Raw genomic sequence first — 17,765 nt, 5'->3', positions numbered from 1 at the left:
CCGAACCTATGCTCCGAATATTTAGCGGGTAGCCTCGGCGAAGACAGCCTGTGCAACACCAGAGACGGTGCCTGCAATCTTCACAGCTTCCCAGACCTGCTCCTTGGTCAGACCAGCATCGCGGACGACCTTTGCGTGAGAAGTCACGCAAGCTTCACAGCCGTTGATGGCAGAAACTGCCAGAGACCACAGCTCGAAGTCTTCCTTCTCGACACCCGGATTGGAGATGATGTTCATGCGCAGGCCGAACTTGACCTGTGCGTAGTCATCACCGAGCATGTGGCGAGTGCGGTAAGCAACGTTGTTCATGCCCATAACGGTGGCCGCACCAAGCGCAGACTCGAAAGCCTCGTCAGACAGGTGCTCCTTGGCTTCCTCAGCGATCTCGGAGAAAACGGTCTCGTTGCGGGTGGCAGCAGCGGATGCAAGCAGGGTACCCCACAGCTGCTGCTCGGAGAGTTCCGTAGAACGGGTGAGAGTGCCAAGGTTCAGCTTCATGTCCTTGGCGTACTCCGGTAGACCGGAACGAAGGTTATCGATGCTCATATGAGTTACTTCAGCTCCTGCTTCAGAACGTCCATCTTGTCGATGTTCTTGGTCGGGTCATTCTTCTGCCAGTTACATGCGCAGACCTCTTCAGACTGAAGAGCGTCGAGAACACGCAGAACCTCGTCAACGTTACGACCGACAGCGTCCGGGGTAACGGAAACGAACTGAATGATGCCGTCCGGGTCAATGATGAAGGTTGCGCGGTCTGCAACACCGTCAGCGTTCTCGACGCCGAGTGCACGCATCAGGTCATGGCGGATGTCGGAGAACATCGGGAACGGGATGTCCAGCAGTTCCTCGTGGGTTGCACGCCAGTTGAAGTGGGAGAACTCGTTGTCGCCAGAGCCACCGAGAATAACGGTGTCACGGTCCTCGAATTCCTCATTCAGCTTGCCGAATGCAGCAATCTCAGTCGGGCAGACAAAGGTGAAGTCCTTCGGGTAGAAGAAGACGACCTTCCACTTACCCTCGTAGGACTCATTGGTTACCTGCTCGAAGTAGTCATCCGGAGAAGAAGCGTTTGCATCACGCAGGTTGCCGCCCTTCAGAGCGGTCAGAGAAAACTCGGGGAACTTGTCGCCAACAGTCAAAATTGCCATGGAATCCTCCTGAATGTATTCCTTTTGGGGTCACACACCATTATGCCTATGGATTCCCGAACCGTCAAGAGGAAAAAGTTAATAAGCTCGTGTAGGCTTATAGGTATGCGTAATAGAGATTATCGGCCCACTTTGCCTCAGTTACGTGCCTTTGTCGCGATTGCCGATACCGGTCACTTCGGTCAAGCCGCTGCCCGCCTCGGCATTTCACAGCCCAGCCTGTCACAAGCGCTTTCCACCCTTGAGCAGGGACTGGGGGTGCAGCTTGTAGAGCGTTCGACTCGCCGAGTGCTGGTGACGCCACTCGGTCGCGGTCTGATTCCATATGCCCGCCAAGCATCTGAAATTGTTGACGAGATCGTTGCTCGCGCCTCTGGCCGTACAGATGATTTGTCCGGACCACTATCCATTGGTGTTATCCCTACGGTTGCTCCATACGTGCTGCCCAACTTCCTCCAGTTGGTTCGTGACGAGCTGCCAGATCTAAAGCCTAGGATCGTCGAAGAGCCGACCGAGCGCCTCATCGAATCACTTCGCTCCGGCACCATTGATGCAGCCATCATGGCACTGCCGTCCGATGTGCCTTCCTTTGAAGAGATCTACCTCTACGACGAAGAGTTCTACATCGTCGTGCCAGAGGATCATCCGCTGGCAGGTAAGGAAGAGGTAAAGCTTGAGGCAATCAGAGACTTGGACTTGCTTCTGCTTGACGACGGTCATTGCCTGCGCGACCAAGTGTTGGATATTTGTCGCAAGGTCGATGCTGTTCACGGCGAGACCTCCAGCTTGGAAACACGGGCGGCTTCTCTATCGACCGTCGTGCAGTGTGTTGCCGGTGGGTTGGGGCAGTCGCTTGTACCGGAATCGGCTGTCAAGATTGAGGCCGACCGTCCCGGCCTGGCTGTTGCGCGATTCGAAGGTCCGGCACGGCCGGGACGCACCATTGGGCTGGTTCACCGCGCATCATCGGTACGCGGCGGCGAGTTCAATCGAATTGCTGAACTGGTACGGCAGGCCTACATAGACGCTGTTGCCTAAAGCTCTCTTGGCGCATGCCGCAGTAGCGTATGAAATAAGCAAAACCGGGCTGGTAGTTCCAGCCCGGTTTTTCGCGTTTATCCCTGAATAATTCGCAGCGATGCCAACCTGACCTCGCCGTATTCATCAGATGCAGCCAAGTCAACGCCCGCTTCAAAGCGCCAGCCGTGGTCGCCCTCAGGGTCATCGAGTATCTGGATCACATGCCATAGGCCCTCACCAGCCTTGCGGTCAATCGAAATCATATCGCCGCCGCGAGCCTTTGCATCGATCCCTAGGTCATCGTATTCATCGAAGTAGTCATCCATCGCGGCAGGCCAATCAGGTGCGTCGTCGAGGTAGTTGTCCAGGTCGGCCAGCTCCTCCTCCTTTTCAAAGGCAAAGAGCTGCACGTGGCGAAACATGAGATTGCGCACCATACGGGTAAATGCACGTTCGTTGCCTGTAAGGGGCCGCGACTCGTCGGTGCCAAAAGCCGCTTCCTTGAGAGTTTCCTCGTCCAATGGCTTGTCCGGATCGGCCATCTGCGCCCATTCATCCACCAGGGAGTTATCCACCTGCACAACGAGCTCGCCGAGCCATTCCACAATGTCCCGGAGTTCCTCGTTAGCGGCTTCCGGAGGGAGAGTGTGTCGCAAAGTGCGCCAGGCATCGGTGAGATAGCGCAGGAAAATACCTTCGGAGCGGGCAATTCCGTACTCAGATACCACGTCCGAGAAAGTCATGGCCTTTTCCACCATCTCGCGCACTACTGACTTGGGCGACAGCGAAAACTCACGCACCCACGGGTGACCTTGAGCATAGGTGTCGAATGCACCCTCCAGCTCGTCGGCAAGCGGCATCGGCCATGTGATGTCTTCGACGATGTTCATACGTTCGGTGTAATCAACACCCTCGGCCTTGAGCGCGGCGATTTCTTCACCGCGTGCCTTTTTCTGCTGCGCGATGAGCAGTGGGCGAGGGTCTTCCAGAATTGACTCAAACACACTGATGACATCGAGTGCGTAGTTCGGGCTGTCCTTATCCAACAGTTCGAGCGCGGCGATGGCGAAAGGCGACAGCGGCTGATTGAGCGCGAAGTCACGCTGCAGCTCCATTGTCAGCTCGGGGCGGCAGTCATCGCCCTCGCCATGCGTGACGACGATTCCGGCGTTGACCAAACCGCGGTAGAGCTCAATTGCGGTCAGAATAGCCTCATTTTGCTGGTGGCGGGTGTCGTGATTGGTGCGCAGCAGATGACGCATGTGTTCGTAGGTATCGCCACCACGTGCAATGACGTTGAGCAACATACCGTTGGTAACTGCAAAGCGGCTGGTCAGCGGCTCCGGTGGCTGAGAAACGATTTTGTCGAAGGTCTTCTCCGACCATGTCACTTCGCCCTTGGGAACGGACTTCAGCCGCAACTTCTTCAGTTTGGCCTCATCCTGGCCGGCACGGCGCCGCAGCTTGGCGTTTTCGATTTCGTGTTCAGGTGCTTCGACAACTACGGTGCCCTCGGTGTCGTAGCCAGCACGGCCGGCGCGTCCAGCGATCTGGTGGAACTCGCGTGACTTGAGAATACGGCTACGACGGCCATCGAACTTGGCCAAACCGGTAATCAGCACCGTGCGAATAGGCACGTTAATGCCGACGCCGAGGGTATCCGTGCCACAGATGACCTTCAGCAGACCAGTCTGAGAGAGACGCTCAACCAAACGACGGTACTTCGGCAGCATTCCCGCATGGTGGACGCCAATGCCCTGGCGCACCAACTTGGAAAGAACTCGACCAAAGGCCGTGGTAAACCGGAAATCGCCAATCTCTTCGCGAATCCGCTCCTTCTCCTCCTTCGTCAGCAGCTTCAGACCGGTCAGTGCTTGAGCCTGTTCAGCTGCTTGGCGCTGGGAGAAAAAGACGATGTAGATTGGGGCTTTGCCGGATTCCAACAACTCCGCCAGCGTGTCATGAACTGGTGTGTAGACATAGTGGAAATCCAGCGGTACCGGGCGCGTCGTACCTGTAACGAGGTTGACGTCGAGTCCCGTGCGTTCCTTCAAATCCGTCTCAAACTTTTGAGTATCGCCGAGAGTGGCGGACATCAACAGGAATTGGCAACGGGAAAGCTCGAGCAAGGGCACTTGCCATGCCCACCCGCGATCGGGATCCGCATAGAAGTGGAATTCATCCATTACCACCTGGTCAATATCGGCGTCGGCCCCGTCGCGCAGGGCGATATTGGCGACAATTTCCGCAGTTGCGCAGATGATGGGTGCACCACCGTTGACGGTGGCATCGCCGGTCATCATACCGACGTTCTCAGCGCCAAAGACCTCGCAGAGGGCAAAGAACTTCTCGCTGACCAAGGCCTTAATAGGCGCTGTGTAAAAGCTGCGTTGGCCACGGGCAAGCGCGCAGAAGTGGGCAGCAATAGCCACCATGGACTTGCCCGACCCTGTCGGAGTGGCAAGGATGACGTGGTCGCCACCAGCGAGACCAATAGCGGCCTCCTCCTGGGCCGGGTAGAGCGTGATGCCCTGATCCCTGGTCCAGGCAATGAACGAGTCCATAATCGCATCGTCGAAAAGGGACTCTGGAACCTCAGCTAGGTCGGGAAGCATTTCAGATAGTGACACGCTTCCCACCCTAGCGGTAACCCCGGATTAGAAGCGGAACCAGGGCTTCCAGCCGCGCCGACGGCGAGGTTGTTCCGGTTCACCGGATTCTTCGCTTTCCGCCTGCTCTTCCCGAGGCTGTTCTGACTCAGGCTGTTCGGCAGTGCCGTCTGCAGAAAACTCCGCAGACCTATCATCCGCCGAGGCCGACTCGGATTCTTCCGAGTGTGCGTCAGTGTCCTCTGATGTAGTTGCCGAGGAATCCGAGTTGGCCGGGGTCTCCGCCTCGTCGTCAAGCGAGGAAGAATCCTCTACTGGGCGCAGCGGTTGAGAAGCGAGGAACCTTTCGAACTCAGCGCCAATCTCGTCGGCCGAAGGCATCTCGCCGTTAGGTCCAAGCAGGGGAGAAGTCTCCAGCTCTTGACGACGTTGAACTTCCTGGTCGTACTGTTCCTCGAGAAGATTGACCAGCTGAGAGACCTCGCCGGAATCATTCGTCTGCGTATTGAGCAGCTCCGCCACCCGCGCGGATTCCTTCTCCAACGCCTCAAGCGGGAGCTCGAGCTTGGCTAGTTTTGCTACCTCCTGCAACAGCCGCAGTGACGCCAGCGGATACTCAGAGGCCGCGACATAGTGTGGCACCTGTGCGGTGAAACCAAAGGCATCACAACCGCGGCTTGCGAGCTCGTACTCAATGTTCAGGCTCGCAGCACCCGGAACTGTGACGCGGTTTCCCCAGGTATGCATATCACCGAGTTTCTGCTTATCTGTGCCGTGGGCGATGATGCCCAGCGGTCGGGTGTGCGGAACCGTCATCGGCGCCGAGTACAGCGACACAGTCCGACCGACATCGTAGCGCTCCGCCAAATCTGCCACGGCAGTCGAGAAAGCCTCCCACCGCATGTCTGGCTCAGGGCCAGAAAGCAGCAAGAACGGCTTACCGACGTTGTCGCGAACCACATTGAGTGACAGGTTCAAATCGGATACATCCACAATCTGGTCGTGGTTCATCGTCACAGAGGGACGGCGAGAACGATAATCAATCAGCTCGTCGATAGAAAAGTTCACCAATGGACGGTGCTCGAGAGCATCCAAGAGGAAACTAGCTGATTCCGAGACGGCATTACCGGCATCCGCATAACCGCTAAGTGCAATGACCAGGGTCAGATGGCCCTCACTTCCCGTTACGTCAGGAACCGGAAAAACTACCTCGTACATATTGCCCTGAGGCTTGTCGGTCGGATCACTCACGTACGACTACCTCCTGCATCACATTTTTCGTCATTTGAAGTAAACAACCACGATACCGCAGAAATTATTCCAGTTATCCACAAGTTGAAAGTAGTCCACAGATGGGCCGATTCTTCCGGTCGCGCACAAGCAAGGCTGTTGCGGATTCGATAACAATGAGAGCCACCAGATGGCGAGAGGATTGTCCGCTGTCGAGCTATTCCAATGGGGGAAAAGGGGTAAGGAATTAATGGGAAACAAAAAGAACTTCGGTGCAGGACAAAAGCCTGAAATTGAGCCGAGTGTCTTTCTGACGAACCTGCCGGGAATCGTTGGATTCTATCCGCGGGGGCAAGTAGTGATTGCGGCGTTGTACCGTCAGCAGGTCGAAGATCTCATCGATGGCAAGGTTGAGTTTGACCCGACAGCGCATGCTGGCCCGATGCTGATCAAGGATGTGGCTTCGATGGAGAACAATCCTGACTTGGTGCGGGCAGCCGCGGACTTCCTGCTCGATGAAGGATGCACTCACGCAGATGTGTTTATCATCGACGAATCCTGGGGGATTGAAAAGGACTCCACACCTATTACAGGCTGGCTGCGAGAAGGCGGCCTGCATGAGGTGCGTTTGGCGGGCGTTGCCACTATTGCTGCGGGGGAAGTTGTCACGGACGAGCAGGGAGAGATCGTCGGCATTGTCGGTGACAGTCTGATGACCGACAATGCAAATCTAATCTCCCGGCAGGGAGAGCAGATTTTCAAAAACTATGAGGAGTACCGCAGCTATTTTCGAGGTGGCCAATTCCACGACAGTAAAGACAGGGCTCTGATTGAACGCCTCCGGGAACGAGCGACAGCCGTTGAGCAGCCGAGGAAGCTCAAAATTGGTTCGGACAATCCCGCGCTCATTGAGCACTTCGACATGCTCAAAACCGCCGTGGAAAACGTGGCCGATGGTGTGATGGATGCACATGAGGCGGTGCGCGATGAAAACGCAGGATATGCCATTGCAGCAGCACTGACCAACGTCACCTTGCGCGATATGTCCATGATTTTCATTACTACGCAGTTGGCGCAATCAATGGGAGAAATCTGGCGCGAGGCCGCAATCGTCCACCGCGGCAGCCTGCGTGCTAACGCTTTAGCGTGTTTTGCCATCGCAAAGTTCGCGGCTGGGCTGGAGAACTTTGCGCAAACAGCTCTCGATGAGGCAGCGGGGGAGCAACCGAATCATTCACTGACTCAGTTGCTGGAAATTGCGGTCGCCAATCAAATTGTGCCGAGGTGCGTCGGCACAATTCTTGGAGCAGCACAAGAGGTACTGCGCAGGGTATACAAGGTGAAAATGCCGCGTATTGATTAGCGACCCTGCAAGCTGTACTGCAGTACCTAGCGGTGCGCCGAGTGGGCTCGGTCGCCGAGGTTCTTGGTGTACTCCCATGCATCGGCGACGATGGTTTCAAGCTCCGTCTGGTTGGGCTTCCATCCGAGCTCGTCCATGGCACGCTGAGAAGAGGCAATAAGGGTTGCCGGATCACCGGCTCTACGCGGTGCATCCTCAGCGGGAATCGGGTGACCGGTGACCTTACGGCAGGTTTCAATGACCTGGCGAACTGAAAAGCCGTCGCCGGAACCGAGGTTAAAGATACGGTGGGTTCCCGGCGTGTTGGACTCTAGTGCCAAGACATGCGCATCGGCGAGGTCTTTGATGTGGATGTAGTCACGCACCGCGGTGCCGTCCGGAGTCGGCCAGTCATTGCCAAAGACCATAATCTTGTCGCGGTGACCGAGCGCAACCTGCAGTACCAGTGGGATGAGGTGAGTTTCCACCTCACGGTTTTCTCCAAAACCGCCCCAGGCACCCGCCACATTGAAATAACGCAAGCTGGTAGCGCCGATGTTGTATGCCTTGGCGTAAGAGGCGATGGCGTAGTCCATGGCCAGCTTGGTGGCACCGTAAGGGTTGGTCGGCGCGGTTGGCATGTCTTCGGTAATTGGTGTCTTCTCTGGCTCGCCGTAGGTTGCAGCTGTCGAAGAGAACACCAGGTTATTCGTACCGGTATCACGCATCGCGTCGAGTAGCTTCAGGGTTTGGCCCACATTGTTGTGCCAGTAGTCGGAAGGAACTTCGACAGACTCGCCAACAAGCGATTTCGCAGCGAAATGAACGACGCCGTCGAAGCTGTCGGAGGACAGAACCTCGTAGGCCTTGTCCGCCACATCGCCTTCGACTAGGGTCGCGCCCTCTGGCACCGCATCACGGTTGCCAACAGAGAAGTTGTCCAGAATGGTGACGTCGTGGCCAAGAGAAATCAATACTGCCGAGCACACGCTACCGACGTAGCCGGCACCACCAGTGACGAGGAGTTTCATTTGATAATCACCATGATTGCGTGAGACAGAGTATCCGGAATGTCAAGAGAATGATCACCACGGGCGAGAGTCACGCGGCCGGCGGCAACCTCGGCAAGTGCCTCAGTACCCGGCATAATTCCAGCCTTGTGGAGACGCTTCATGTAGCTCTGCTCGACCTGCAGGATTTCGTTAATCTGGACGATCTCAACGGTGTACTCGCCGGGGTTTAGATCGGACAGTCGGCGAACGTTCTCTAACGACTCTGGTGACTGAGTCCCACCGAGGTCTCCCAAACCGGGAATCGGATTGCCGAATGGGGAGCGTGTGTAAGAGTCAAGCACGTCGAGAAGTTTGCGCTCGACCTCGTCACTCATTACGTGCTCCCAGCGGCAGGCTTCGTCGTGAACCTTGTCCCATTCGAGGCCAATGACATCCGTAAGTAGGCGCTCAGCTAGGCGGTGCTTACGCATGACAGCCGTGGCCAGCCTGCGGCCCTCGTCGGAAAGCTGCAAGCTGCGATCTGGGGCAACTACGAGAAGGCCATCGCGCTCCATGCGCGCAACGGTTTGGCTAACGGTCGGCCCCGACTGCTCAAGGCGTTCGGCAATGCGAGCACGCAAAGGAATGATGCCCTCTTCTTCGAGTTCGAAAATCGTACGTAAGTACATTTCCGTGGTGTCAACCAAATCCCTCACGGTTTTCCTCCGATAACACAGTCTTAAAAGTTTTCACTCAAGTATTAGGATAACCACACTTGCGCAAGAAAGATGTTAGGGCTCGCAAATCTAGTGGCTTTGGTGCTGATTAGGCAGCGAAAAGCTTGGTTCGGTGGGCGCTGCTGAGACGGAAGGGAGCGTACGCGATGTCGAAAGTTCGACGTGCAGACGAAAACGCCGACCGCCAGTGTGGATGAAACTCCGGCACGGGGTCGGCATTGAAGTCCAGCTCTATCTCAGGGCTGAAATTAGGAACCCTATCGATGTCACCGCCATGTGGCGTTAGTTTGCGTACTCACGCAGCTTGTCAGCACGGTCACCCTCGCGGAGCTTGGACATAACTTCCCGCTCAATCTGGCGGACGCGCTCTCGAGACAGGCCAAAGTGGCGGCCAATCTGATCCAGCGTGCGGGGCAGGCCATCGTCGAGACCGTAGCGGAGCTTAATAACTTCCTGCTCTCGAATCTCGAGAGTGGACAGAACCTTGCGGACATCGTGGTGACGCAGGGAAGCGACAACTGCCTCCTCGGCATCAGTTGCCTCTGAATCCTCAATGAAGTCTCCCAGAGGAGCTTCCTCATCAGTGCCCACCGGCATGTCCAAGCTCACCGGGTCGCGGGACTGACGCAGCAGCATCTCAATCTTGGCCTCTGGAATGCCGGATTCCTCTGCCAATTCCTCATTCGTAGCCTCACGGCCGAGCTGCTGGTAGAGCTCACGCTTGATACGAGAAATCTTGTTGACCTGCTCAACCAAATGAACAGGGAGGCGAATGGTGCGCGACTGATCAGCCATACCGCGGGTAATAGCTTGGCGAATCCACCACGTTGCGTAAGTGGAGAACTTGAAACCCTTGGTGTAGTCGAACTTTTCCATGGCGCGGATGAGGCCCAAGTTGCCCTCCTGGATTAGATCCAGCAGAGGCATACCGCGGTTGGTGTAGCGCTTCGCCAGCGAGACCACAAGACGGAGATTGGCTTCGAGTAGGTGGGCGCGTGCAGCCTTACCTTCCTTTGCCAAAATCTTGACATCACGCTTCTTTGCGCGGGTCATTTTCGCGCCGGTCTGCAGCAAATGCTCGGCGTATACACCGGCTTCAATGCGCTTAGAAAGTTCCACCTCTTCTTCAGCGCTGAGAAGAGCAGTCTTTCCGATGCCGTTCAAATACACACGAACCAAATCGGCGGACGGATTGGAGTTATTGCCAGTGCGGCGCCCCTTGTCCCGTGGCTGACCTTCCAGTTCGTCATTTTGAATATCGGCACTCTTCATGAATCTGCCTCCTGGATTTTTAAGTGGACTCAATAACTACAACGCACGGAGTTACGGAAATGTTCCCGTGAAAGTTGATGAATGTCAATAGGGTAATTTTGCCATGCAAATATAATGTTAAGAAAAACTGCCGCGACTAGCATTCTACGAGAACTGTAAAGGGGCCATCATTGACGGATGCGACCTCCATCATCGCTCCAAATTGTCCCGTTGCGACCGTCAAGCCACGATTGCGCAAGTTCTCGACAATTTTTTCTATGACGGGTTCGGCCTCTGGGCCCGGAGCCGCGTCTACCCACGACGGCCGCCGTCCCTTCTTTGTCGCCCCCATCAACGTGAATTGGCTAACAACGAGCACCGGGGCGCCAGCGTCGACAGCGCTGAGCTCGCCATCCAGAATGCGCAGCTCCGCGATCTTGCGGGCCATCGTTTCCCAAGCATCGGCAGTGTCCTCGCGGCCAACACCTACGAGCGCCAAAATGGCGCCGGTATCGCCTCCGTCAACGTGGCCAACAACGGAGCCGTCGACAGTGACTGACGCGGATTTAACTCGGGTGAGAACGGCTTTCATTTACTGTTTATCCTCCAAGAGCTCGGTGGGGAGAATCAGACCATGGCGAACCAAGTCAACGACGATGGGAACTAGGGCGTCCTTGATTGCAGGGACTTCGGACTCATCAAAGGCTCCAAACATTGCCATGATGTCGATGACGGAGCCCAGGGCAGCTTCGGGATGCAGTGCACCCAGGATGGTTGCGACGGACTCATCGATTGAGTGTGTCCAGGCGGGGCCGTCGGTGCGTGAGATGCGCGTATCGAACTCAGTGAAGCCCTGGCCGCTGTCGACGTCGGCAAGCGAAACGCGTTCTAAGGCGACGCCGGGTCGCACAGTAAAGGCAGCTTCGAGGATGGTGTCAGCAGTTTGTGTACGAAGCCATTCGGCGCGGCCGAGATACTCCTCGGCTTCGGCGGCGAAGGGAGCGGCCAAAGGCTGAGGCATTTCTTCACACACAGCGGAAGTCGGGCCGTCGATGCGCTGAACCGTGATGTAGCCGAACCCGATGCCTGTCACGCCGCTGTTGCGGAAGTGCTCCAGCCAGGCACGGGAGCGCTCGCAGCCTTCTGGGCTGCGGGGGTCGATGGACTCGTCTCGAAGCCAGGTGCCGATGTATTCCGCCGGCGTGGCGACATCTCGTTGTGTTACCCACACTTCTAGGCCTTCAGCAGGGAGCCAAGAGGCGATGCGCTGTTGCCAACTTTCGCCTTCGATATGGGCCCAAGCACCGAGCAGATGCGCCGTGCCGCCGTCGGTGAGATGGTCGGCCAGACCGCGGATCATAAGTTCGGTGGCACCGTCCAGATTCAATCCTGAGTCACGGTAAACATGTTCCACACTTGGCAGCCCTACGACGAACGGCGGGTTCGCCACAATGCGGTCAAACTTCTTGCCTGCAACCGGTTCAAACCACGAGCCTTCGACGGCCTGCGCCTGGGCGAAGCCATTTGCTGCGAAAGTAGCGCGGGCAAAAAACAGCGCCCGGGGGTGAATGTCCGTCGCGACAATCGACTTTGCATCAGGCTGGGCAAGGCTCTGGACGCCACAACCGGCACCGAGGTCGAGTACGGATTCCACCGCCGAGGTCGGCGAAATATCGAGGAGGGAGCGGGAAGCCCGCCCTACGCCCAAGACATGATTGGGTCCAGGAACGTGATCGCTCATAGAGGCATCGCGGTCGGAAAAGACAATACGGTCGACTCCCGCAATCTCGACCGGGCGCACATCGATACACACCTGTGCGTTGGTGGCGGTGCCGGCAAGTATGCCGCTGCCCAGTAACTTGGCTGTCAGCTCAGCCCCAAATAGCTGCTGTGCGTCGGCGAAATCGCCCAGGATGAAAAGACGCAACGCGGTCACAGTGTCCGCAGAAACGCCCTCAGTTTCGGTAAGTAGAACATCGACAACGCCGGGCTCACCGCGGTCCAGCGCGGCCAGTCCCTCGGCGCCTAGGACTCGACGCAGTGACTCGCTGGAAAACTCAAGGCGCCTGAGCGCGGTGGCAAATTCCTCCGCACAGTCGACAAAATCACGAAGCTGCTGATCAGTCGGTGGGGTGAAGGTGGAGGGGGAAAAGGTCATCGTAGGCACTACCTTCGTCGTAAAGCGGGGCGGAGGGGCTAGTTAGGGGAGCTTGACGACGGATCGTCGTCTTCCGGCATATCGATGACATTTGCATCATCGAAGGGGGGTGAGATGGTCTCGTTACCGGACTGCGGCGGTGCGTCGGTGTCTTCGGTACTGGCGGCAGAACCGAGCGCGCGCATCTCCGCTTCCTTGAGGGCGCGCTGGCGTTGCTGCTCCTCCCATTTGCGGTTTTGCTCGCGTACAACTCCAGGCTTGTAGACGCGCGGCTTACGCTTGTCCGCGGGTTCTCCAACGCCATTGGCGATAACAACCGCGATCCACGGCATGGGTACGGAGACGACCATGAGAATCGCTGCAATCCACGGCACATCCCACCACAGATAAAAAGCGCCGGAAAGAAGCAGCAGCGGAATGCGAGACCATTGCAGAGCCGCGTAGACGTGGCGGCGGTGGTCATAGTTGCGAATCCGAGAGCCGCGGGCGTCGGTAATCAACGCCGCGTCTTTCTTGCGTCGCCGGGAACTTCCGCGTTTCGGCAGCGCGGAGTCGCGACGGTCATTGATTCGCGCCATGGTTGTCTAGCATACGCCTGTGGCGTGGGGTCGTCTCAACTAGCTATGTCCGTTGCAGCCGCATGCTCGCGTAGTCGTAGCGATGTTGTGGATGGCTGTGGAAGGCAGCAGTCAGCAGCGGCCAGCACCTGGGGCACTGGGCATAATTTGACCGATGGGGCACAATTGGAATCTGTGAGCACTCCATTGAAGACGACAAAGACGATTGAACGCACCGATACCCGCGTCGATGAGTCGACGAGGGACGATACCCCGAAGTTCTTCCATTACGTCAAGAAGGACCAGATCGTGAACTCCGCGGTCAACGGCTCCTACGTCGTTGCTCTGTGCGGTGAAACCTTCCCTGTGAAGAAGTCAGCGAAGCCGGGTTCACCGGTATGCCCTGACTGCGAGCGGATTTACAAGTCCCTGCGTCGCAAGTGAGCGGGCTTCGTAAATGGCAGCAGGAGGCCCTCGACAAATACCTGGCGACTAACCCCAAGGACTTCCTTGCAGTGGCGACACCGGGCGCAGGTAAGACGACCTTCGCCTTGCGTATCGCCAGTGAGTTGCTGTCGCGCCGGATCGTCGAGCGCATCATCGTCGTGGTTCCCACTGAGCACCTGAAAGTGCAGTGGGCTGCTTCCGCTGCTCGTTCGGGGATTGCGTTGGATCCCAAATTCACCAACGCCAAGGGTGTGGTAAACCCCTCCTACCAGGGAATTGTTGTGACCTACGCCCAAGTCGCAGTGCATCCGTTTAAGCACCATGCCGTAGCCACCGCTCGGCCGACATTGGTGATTCTGGACGAGGTGCACCATGGCGGCGATGCCAAGAGCTGGGGCGACGGTATTTCCGAAGCTTACGGCGATGTCGAACGCCGCCTGTGCCTAACTGGTACGCCGTTCCGCTCCGATGACGCGGCGATTCCGTTTGTTCGCTACTCGCCGGACGGCGATGGTTACTCGCGTTCCGTCGCCGATTACACGTACGGCTATTCCAATGCGCTTGCCGACGGCGTCGTGCGCCCAGTGGTCTTTTTGGCTTATTCCGGTGAAGCTCGCTGGCGTGATAGCGCGGGTGATGAGTTCGCTGCGCGACTGGGCACCGTGATGAGCCCAGAGGAGACCACGCGTGCTTGGCGCACCGCGCTTGACCCAAAGGGCGAGTGGATGCCATCTGTGCTGCGGGCAGCGCACACCCGTCTCTCGCAGATGAGGCAGCATATCCCGGACGCGGGTGGTCTGGTCATCGCCTCCGATGCGGCAACTGCTCGTGCGTACAAACGCATTCTCGAGCAGATTGCCTCTACGCCGGTGGCGTTGGTGCTCTCGGATGAACCGGGCTCGTCGGAACGAATCAAGACTTTCTCCGAGTCCACCGATGAGTGGATGGTGGCCGTGCGCATGGTCTCCGAAGGCGTGGACGTGCCGAGGCTGGCGGTCGGCGTGTACGCGACCAGTTCCTCGACTCCACTATTCTTCGCGCAGGCTATCGGACGATTCGTGCGAAGCCGCATGCCAGGGGAGACTGCTTCGGTCTTCTTGCCGTCGATCCCGGTGCTGCTCGACTTGGCCTCGCAGATGGAGGTGCAGCGCAACCACGTGCTCGGCAAGCCGGATCGGCCTTCGGAAGGCTGGGAAGATGACTTGGTCGCTGAGGCCAATCGCCGCAAGGATGAGCCCGACGAATTGCTGCCGGCCTACGAATCCATTGGCGCGGATGCTGAACTTGACTACCTCATCTACGACGGCTCCTCCTACGGCACCGCAACCGTTGCCGGTTCCGCCGAAGAGGCCGATTATCTGGGTTTGCCAGGGCTTCTCGACGCCGATCAGATGCGACTCTTGCTGCGTCAGCGGCAGGATGAACAGCTTAAAGCCGCCAGTGCCCGAGAGAAGGAAGCCCGCGAGGAGGCGAGGGAATCGTCGTCAAGCGGGGGCGAAGGGGGCGCGGTGCACCGGATTGAGGGATCAGCGTACCCAAGGCCGCAGAAGGTGGCCAGTGAGGTGTTGCCGAAGTTGCGGAAGGAGCTCAATACGCTGGTGTCGATGACGGCGGCGCGGACAGGTAAGCCACATGGTCAAGTGCATAACGAGGTTCGGCGCGCCTGTGGTGGCCCGCCGACTGCGCTATGTACGGAGGAACAGTTGCGTGATCGCATCAGCTACCTGCGTAATTGGTAGGGTTTCAAACGAACTAAGCAATCTATGGTGGAGAGAAGAATGTCGGCAAGCAGTGATAAGTCGAGGCCGTCGGAATTGACCGGCGGTGGTTTGTCGGCTGTACCAGGCAATGACGGTCGGACTATTGGCGTGCTGGCGCTGATCTTTGGCGTCGGCGGACTCTTGATGTCCTGGATGATTGTTGGTGGCATCCTCGGTGTCTTTGGCATTGTTCTAGGCATCATCGCGATGGCGAAGGCAATGAGTGCGAAGAAGCGCGTGCAGGCAGCTGGGGGAGACGCGGTCATCAGCGGTTCGTTCGGATTGGGCGTGGTCGGCATTGTGACGGGTATTGCGGCCGCCGTGGTGTCGCTGATGCTGTATTCGTCGACATCAGATGCGATGTCGAAGTGCGAGAAGTTCGAGCGCACCTCTGGAGAGTATGCCGAGTGCATCTCTAAGCAGATGGGTACTGATCAGCCAATGAAGCAATCGGAGTGAGTTCGGAAGCGACATCAATGGCGGTCTTACTTTGTGCCCGGAGTTTTCGGTCAACGCCAAATACGCAATCAGGAAATGAGCTAACCCCGTAATCCACCCCCGAAGCCCAACTGCCTGCAGTTTCGGCCGGGGGTTTCTTAGTGAAATCTCATATTTGGCCGAGTGTTGGTAATGATATTGGTGTCAGAAAGTACCCACATTTGGCATCCCCTACATGCGGTAAACGTTTGAACACGCGTGCAATACAGGATGTCTGCTGATTATTAAATAGGAGCGTGAATCGTGGCAGCGACATCTACGCGCGACAACTCCCCGGAACTGTCACCGGGCCAACAAGACCGTGGATACCTCAGCCGGGAGCTTTTCCGTAAGCGCACCGGTCTAGGACTCGGTATCATCCTGGCCCTGCTCGTGTACTTCTTTATGCCGGCTGAGCTCGATCACAACCTGCGTGCAACCGCAGGTGTAGCAGTGCTTATGGCCGTGTGGTGGATGTCCGAGGCTATCCCGATTGCCGTTACGGCTCTGCTGCCGCTGGCTCTATTCCCGATTCTCAACCTCGCTGAGATTAAGGATTTCTCGGGCAAGTACACAGACCCGACCATCTTCCTCTTTATGGGCGGCTTCCTGTTGGCGCTGGCGATGCAGCGTTGGAACCTCCACAAGCGCGTCGCATTGTGGGTTCTGGTGCTCATGGGGTCGTCACCAAAAATGCTGATTCTCGGCTTCATGGTGGCTACTGGCTTCCTGTCGATGTGGGTCTCCAACACGGCCACGGCCGTGATGATGCTGCCAATCGGTGTGTCCGTCCTGAGCCTCATTGTCCGAATGCTGCACGATGAAAAGGTTCCTGCAGAGGATACGGGCTCTGCGAGTGAATCCGTCGCTGAAACCCCCGGTGGGGATGCGCTGGAGGAGGCCGAGGAGTCGTCGTCAAGCTATGACCCGATGCCAAAGTCAAACTTCGGTATCGCGCTGATGCTGGGTATCGCTTACGCGGCATCGATTGGCTCGCTGGGCACGATTATTGGTACTCCGCCGAACGCGATGCTGGCGGCCTACATGGCGGAGCAGGGTGTCAACATTGGGTTCGGCCAGTGGATGCTGCTGGGTGTCCCGGTGGCGGTTGTGCTCATGCTCTGTGCATGGTTTTTGCTGACAAATGTTCTGTTTAAGCCGGAGATTACGCATATTCCAGGTGGGCGCGAACTCATGCGTGACGAGTTGAAGCGCCTTGGCCGTATGTCGACTGGAGAGCGCCGAGTGCTCCTGGTGTTTATCGCGGCGGCACTGGCGTGGGTCTTTGTTCCGGTGCTGCTGCCCGACACCAAGATTGCCGATGCGGTTATCGCAATGACCGTGGGTATTGCGTTGTTCCTTATTCCGGGTGGCCCTAATGGCGTGAAGCTCATGCGCTGGGAAAATGCGTTGGAGCTGCCGTGGGGTGTGCTGCTGCTGTTCGGTGGTGGCCTGGCGCTGTCCTCACAGTTCGGTGCCTCTGGGCTGTCGGACTGGATTGGCGAGCAGCTGTCTACTCTCGGCTGGATGCCAGTGGCTGCACTCGTGGTTGTCGTCGGCGCCGTTGTGCTGTTCCTGACCGAGTTCACCTCTAACACCGCGACGGCCGCGACCTTCCTGCCGCTGGTTGGTGCGATGGCAATCGGTCTGGGCCACGACCAGATGATCTTCGCAGTTCCAGTTGCACTGGCAGCTACTTCGGCATTCATGATGCCGGTTGCAACACCGCCGAACGCCATCGCCTACGGCTCCGGCTACGTCAGCATGGACAACATGGTCAAGGCCGGTGTCTGGCTGAACGTCGTCGCACTGATCGTGATTTCTGTGGCATCGCTGACGCTCCTGCAGTGGGTATTCGGCGTCGTGTACTAGCTGGGTAGGTAGTAGCCCGTAGTGGATGGTGGGGCAGTGCGCTGAACCGCCACCGGGCTTCTCCGCCTAGCGTTGCTTAGATGCCCGTTCGCCCCGTTCCACTTTGGTGGTTCGGGGCTTTTGGCTGCAAATGTGAAACTGCGTGAGTTTATGACACTTTCAGGC

General features: G+C 57.5%; 16 protein-coding genes. 6 read left to right on the top strand and 10 right to left on the bottom strand.

The window, feature by feature from the left end; all coding sequences use genetic code 11:
• Nucleotides 1-21: 21 nt before the first annotated feature.
• Nucleotides 22-546, bottom strand: a complete 525-nt coding sequence (locus QKE19_RS00080; protein ID WP_016422636.1) for a carboxymuconolactone decarboxylase family protein — start codon at nucleotides 544-546, stop codon at nucleotides 22-24.
• 5 nt (nucleotides 547-551) lie between these two features.
• Nucleotides 552-1,148, bottom strand: coding sequence for a peroxiredoxin (locus QKE19_RS00075; RefSeq protein ID WP_016422637.1), 597 nt, complete (start codon nucleotides 1,146-1,148; stop codon nucleotides 552-554).
• A 105-nt stretch (nucleotides 1,149-1,253) separates the two neighbouring features.
• Here QKE19_RS00075 and QKE19_RS00070 point away from each other — a divergent pair, with 105 nt between their 5' ends.
• On the top strand, nucleotides 1,254-2,186 hold the full coding sequence (locus QKE19_RS00070) for a hydrogen peroxide-inducible genes activator (RefSeq protein WP_049193018.1): 933 nt from the start codon (nucleotides 1,254-1,256) through the stop codon (nucleotides 2,184-2,186).
• Nucleotides 2,187-2,263: 77 nt separating this feature from the next.
• On the opposite strand, the gene QKE19_RS00065 is transcribed toward QKE19_RS00070, so the two are convergent.
• Both QKE19_RS00065 and QKE19_RS00060 read right to left on the bottom strand, forming a co-directional pair.
• The gene (locus QKE19_RS00065; RefSeq protein ID WP_284870499.1) at nucleotides 2,264-4,783 is read right to left on the bottom strand and encodes a DUF3516 domain-containing protein; all 2,520 of its coding nucleotides are present in this window, start codon (nucleotides 4,781-4,783) and stop codon (nucleotides 2,264-2,266) included.
• Nucleotides 4,784-4,825: 42 nt separating this feature from the next.
• Nucleotides 4,826-6,028: a PAC2 family protein gene (locus tag QKE19_RS00060; RefSeq protein WP_347890055.1), complete on the bottom strand. Its 1,203-nt coding sequence runs from the start codon at nucleotides 6,026-6,028 to the stop codon at nucleotides 4,826-4,828.
• A 229-nt stretch (nucleotides 6,029-6,257) separates the two neighbouring features.
• On the opposite strand from QKE19_RS00060, the gene QKE19_RS00055 reads away from it, so the two are divergent.
• Complete coding sequence (locus QKE19_RS00055; RefSeq protein ID WP_246815110.1) at nucleotides 6,258-7,370, top strand: DUF4192 domain-containing protein; 1,113 nt, start codon at nucleotides 6,258-6,260, stop codon at nucleotides 7,368-7,370.
• 26 nt (nucleotides 7,371-7,396) lie between these two features.
• On the opposite strand, the gene galE is transcribed toward QKE19_RS00055, so the two are convergent.
• From galE to QKE19_RS00025, 6 genes are all read right to left on the bottom strand, one after another.
• A complete protein-coding gene (galE, locus tag QKE19_RS00050) occupies nucleotides 7,397-8,380 on the bottom strand; it encodes a UDP-glucose 4-epimerase GalE (RefSeq protein WP_069358725.1) in 984 nt (327 codons plus the stop codon).
• Entirely contained in the window at nucleotides 8,377-9,057 is a 681-nt protein-coding gene (locus tag QKE19_RS00045; protein ID WP_016422643.1) for a metal-dependent transcriptional regulator, read from the bottom strand. The genes galE and QKE19_RS00045 overlap by 4 nt, the downstream gene beginning before the upstream one ends.
• Before the next feature lie 303 nt (nucleotides 9,058-9,360).
• Nucleotides 9,361-10,350, bottom strand: a complete 990-nt coding sequence (locus QKE19_RS00040) for a sigma-70 family RNA polymerase sigma factor (protein ID WP_016422644.1) — start codon at nucleotides 10,348-10,350, stop codon at nucleotides 9,361-9,363.
• A gap of 136 nt (nucleotides 10,351-10,486) precedes the next feature.
• On the bottom strand, nucleotides 10,487-10,921 hold the full coding sequence (gene dtd, locus QKE19_RS00035) for a D-aminoacyl-tRNA deacylase (RefSeq protein ID WP_150961073.1): 435 nt from the start codon (nucleotides 10,919-10,921) through the stop codon (nucleotides 10,487-10,489).
• Complete coding sequence (locus tag QKE19_RS00030) at nucleotides 10,922-12,487, bottom strand: methyltransferase (RefSeq protein ID WP_070546938.1); 1,566 nt, start codon at nucleotides 12,485-12,487, stop codon at nucleotides 10,922-10,924. It lies immediately after the preceding gene.
• Between the two features lie 38 nt (nucleotides 12,488-12,525).
• Nucleotides 12,526-13,065, bottom strand: a complete 540-nt coding sequence (locus tag QKE19_RS00025) for a DUF3099 domain-containing protein (protein WP_049170917.1) — start codon at nucleotides 13,063-13,065, stop codon at nucleotides 12,526-12,528.
• A 174-nt stretch (nucleotides 13,066-13,239) separates the two neighbouring features.
• Between QKE19_RS00025 and QKE19_RS00020 the strand changes: the two genes are divergently transcribed.
• The 4 genes from QKE19_RS00020 (at nucleotide 13,240) to QKE19_RS00005 (ending at nucleotide 17,600) form a co-directional block, all read left to right on the top strand.
• The gene (locus tag QKE19_RS00020; protein ID WP_005509477.1) at nucleotides 13,240-13,488 is read left to right on the top strand and encodes a DUF3039 domain-containing protein; all 249 of its coding nucleotides are present in this window, start codon (nucleotides 13,240-13,242) and stop codon (nucleotides 13,486-13,488) included.
• Nucleotides 13,485-15,230 (top strand): DEAD/DEAH box helicase, encoded by a 1,746-nt coding sequence (locus QKE19_RS00015; protein WP_048733265.1) that lies wholly within the window; start codon nucleotides 13,485-13,487, stop codon nucleotides 15,228-15,230. Before QKE19_RS00020 ends, QKE19_RS00015 begins: the two co-directional genes overlap by 4 nt.
• Before the next feature lie 39 nt (nucleotides 15,231-15,269).
• Nucleotides 15,270-15,710, top strand: a complete 441-nt coding sequence (locus tag QKE19_RS00010) for a hypothetical protein (RefSeq protein WP_070429445.1) — start codon at nucleotides 15,270-15,272, stop codon at nucleotides 15,708-15,710.
• Nucleotides 15,711-15,992: 282 nt separating this feature from the next.
• Nucleotides 15,993-17,600, top strand: coding sequence for an SLC13 family permease (locus QKE19_RS00005; RefSeq protein WP_070549534.1), 1,608 nt, complete (start codon nucleotides 15,993-15,995; stop codon nucleotides 17,598-17,600).
• The last annotated feature ends 165 nt before the right edge of the window (nucleotides 17,601-17,765 follow it).

This window comes from Corynebacterium sp. c8Ua_99 (genome assembly GCF_039907185.1).
Lineage (GTDB): Bacteria > Actinomycetota > Actinomycetes > Mycobacteriales > Mycobacteriaceae > Corynebacterium > Corynebacterium jeikeium_D.
This window is presented reverse-complemented; position numbering and strand designations above follow the sequence as displayed.

Excerpts from the sequence above, each read along its gene's own strand:
- QKE19_RS00080 (WP_016422636.1), bottom strand. The coding sequence starts at position 546 with ATGAGCATCGATAACCTTCGTTCCGGTCTACCGGAGTACGCCAAGGAC.
- QKE19_RS00075 (WP_016422637.1), bottom strand. The coding sequence starts at position 1,148 with ATGGCAATTTTGACTGTTGGCGACAAGTTCCCCGAGTTTTCTCTGACC.
- QKE19_RS00070 (WP_049193018.1), top strand. The coding sequence starts at position 1,254 with ATGCGTAATAGAGATTATCGGCCCACTTTGCCTCAGTTACGTGCCTTT.
- QKE19_RS00065 (WP_284870499.1), bottom strand. The coding sequence starts at position 4,783 with ATGCTTCCCGACCTAGCTGAGGTTCCAGAGTCCCTTTTCGACGATGCG.
- QKE19_RS00055 (WP_246815110.1), top strand. The coding sequence starts at position 6,258 with ATGGGAAACAAAAAGAACTTCGGTGCAGGACAAAAGCCTGAAATTGAG.
- galE (WP_069358725.1), bottom strand. The coding sequence starts at position 8,380 with ATGAAACTCCTCGTCACTGGTGGTGCCGGCTACGTCGGTAGCGTGTGC.
- QKE19_RS00040 (WP_016422644.1), bottom strand. The coding sequence starts at position 10,350 with ATGAAGAGTGCCGATATTCAAAATGACGAACTGGAAGGTCAGCCACGG.
- dtd (WP_150961073.1), bottom strand. The coding sequence starts at position 10,921 with ATGAAAGCCGTTCTCACCCGAGTTAAATCCGCGTCAGTCACTGTCGAC.
- QKE19_RS00030 (WP_070546938.1), bottom strand. The coding sequence starts at position 12,487 with ATGACCTTTTCCCCCTCCACCTTCACCCCACCGACTGATCAGCAGCTT.
- QKE19_RS00025 (WP_049170917.1), bottom strand. The coding sequence starts at position 13,065 with ATGGCGCGAATCAATGACCGTCGCGACTCCGCGCTGCCGAAACGCGGA.
- QKE19_RS00010 (WP_070429445.1), top strand. The coding sequence starts at position 15,270 with ATGTCGGCAAGCAGTGATAAGTCGAGGCCGTCGGAATTGACCGGCGGT.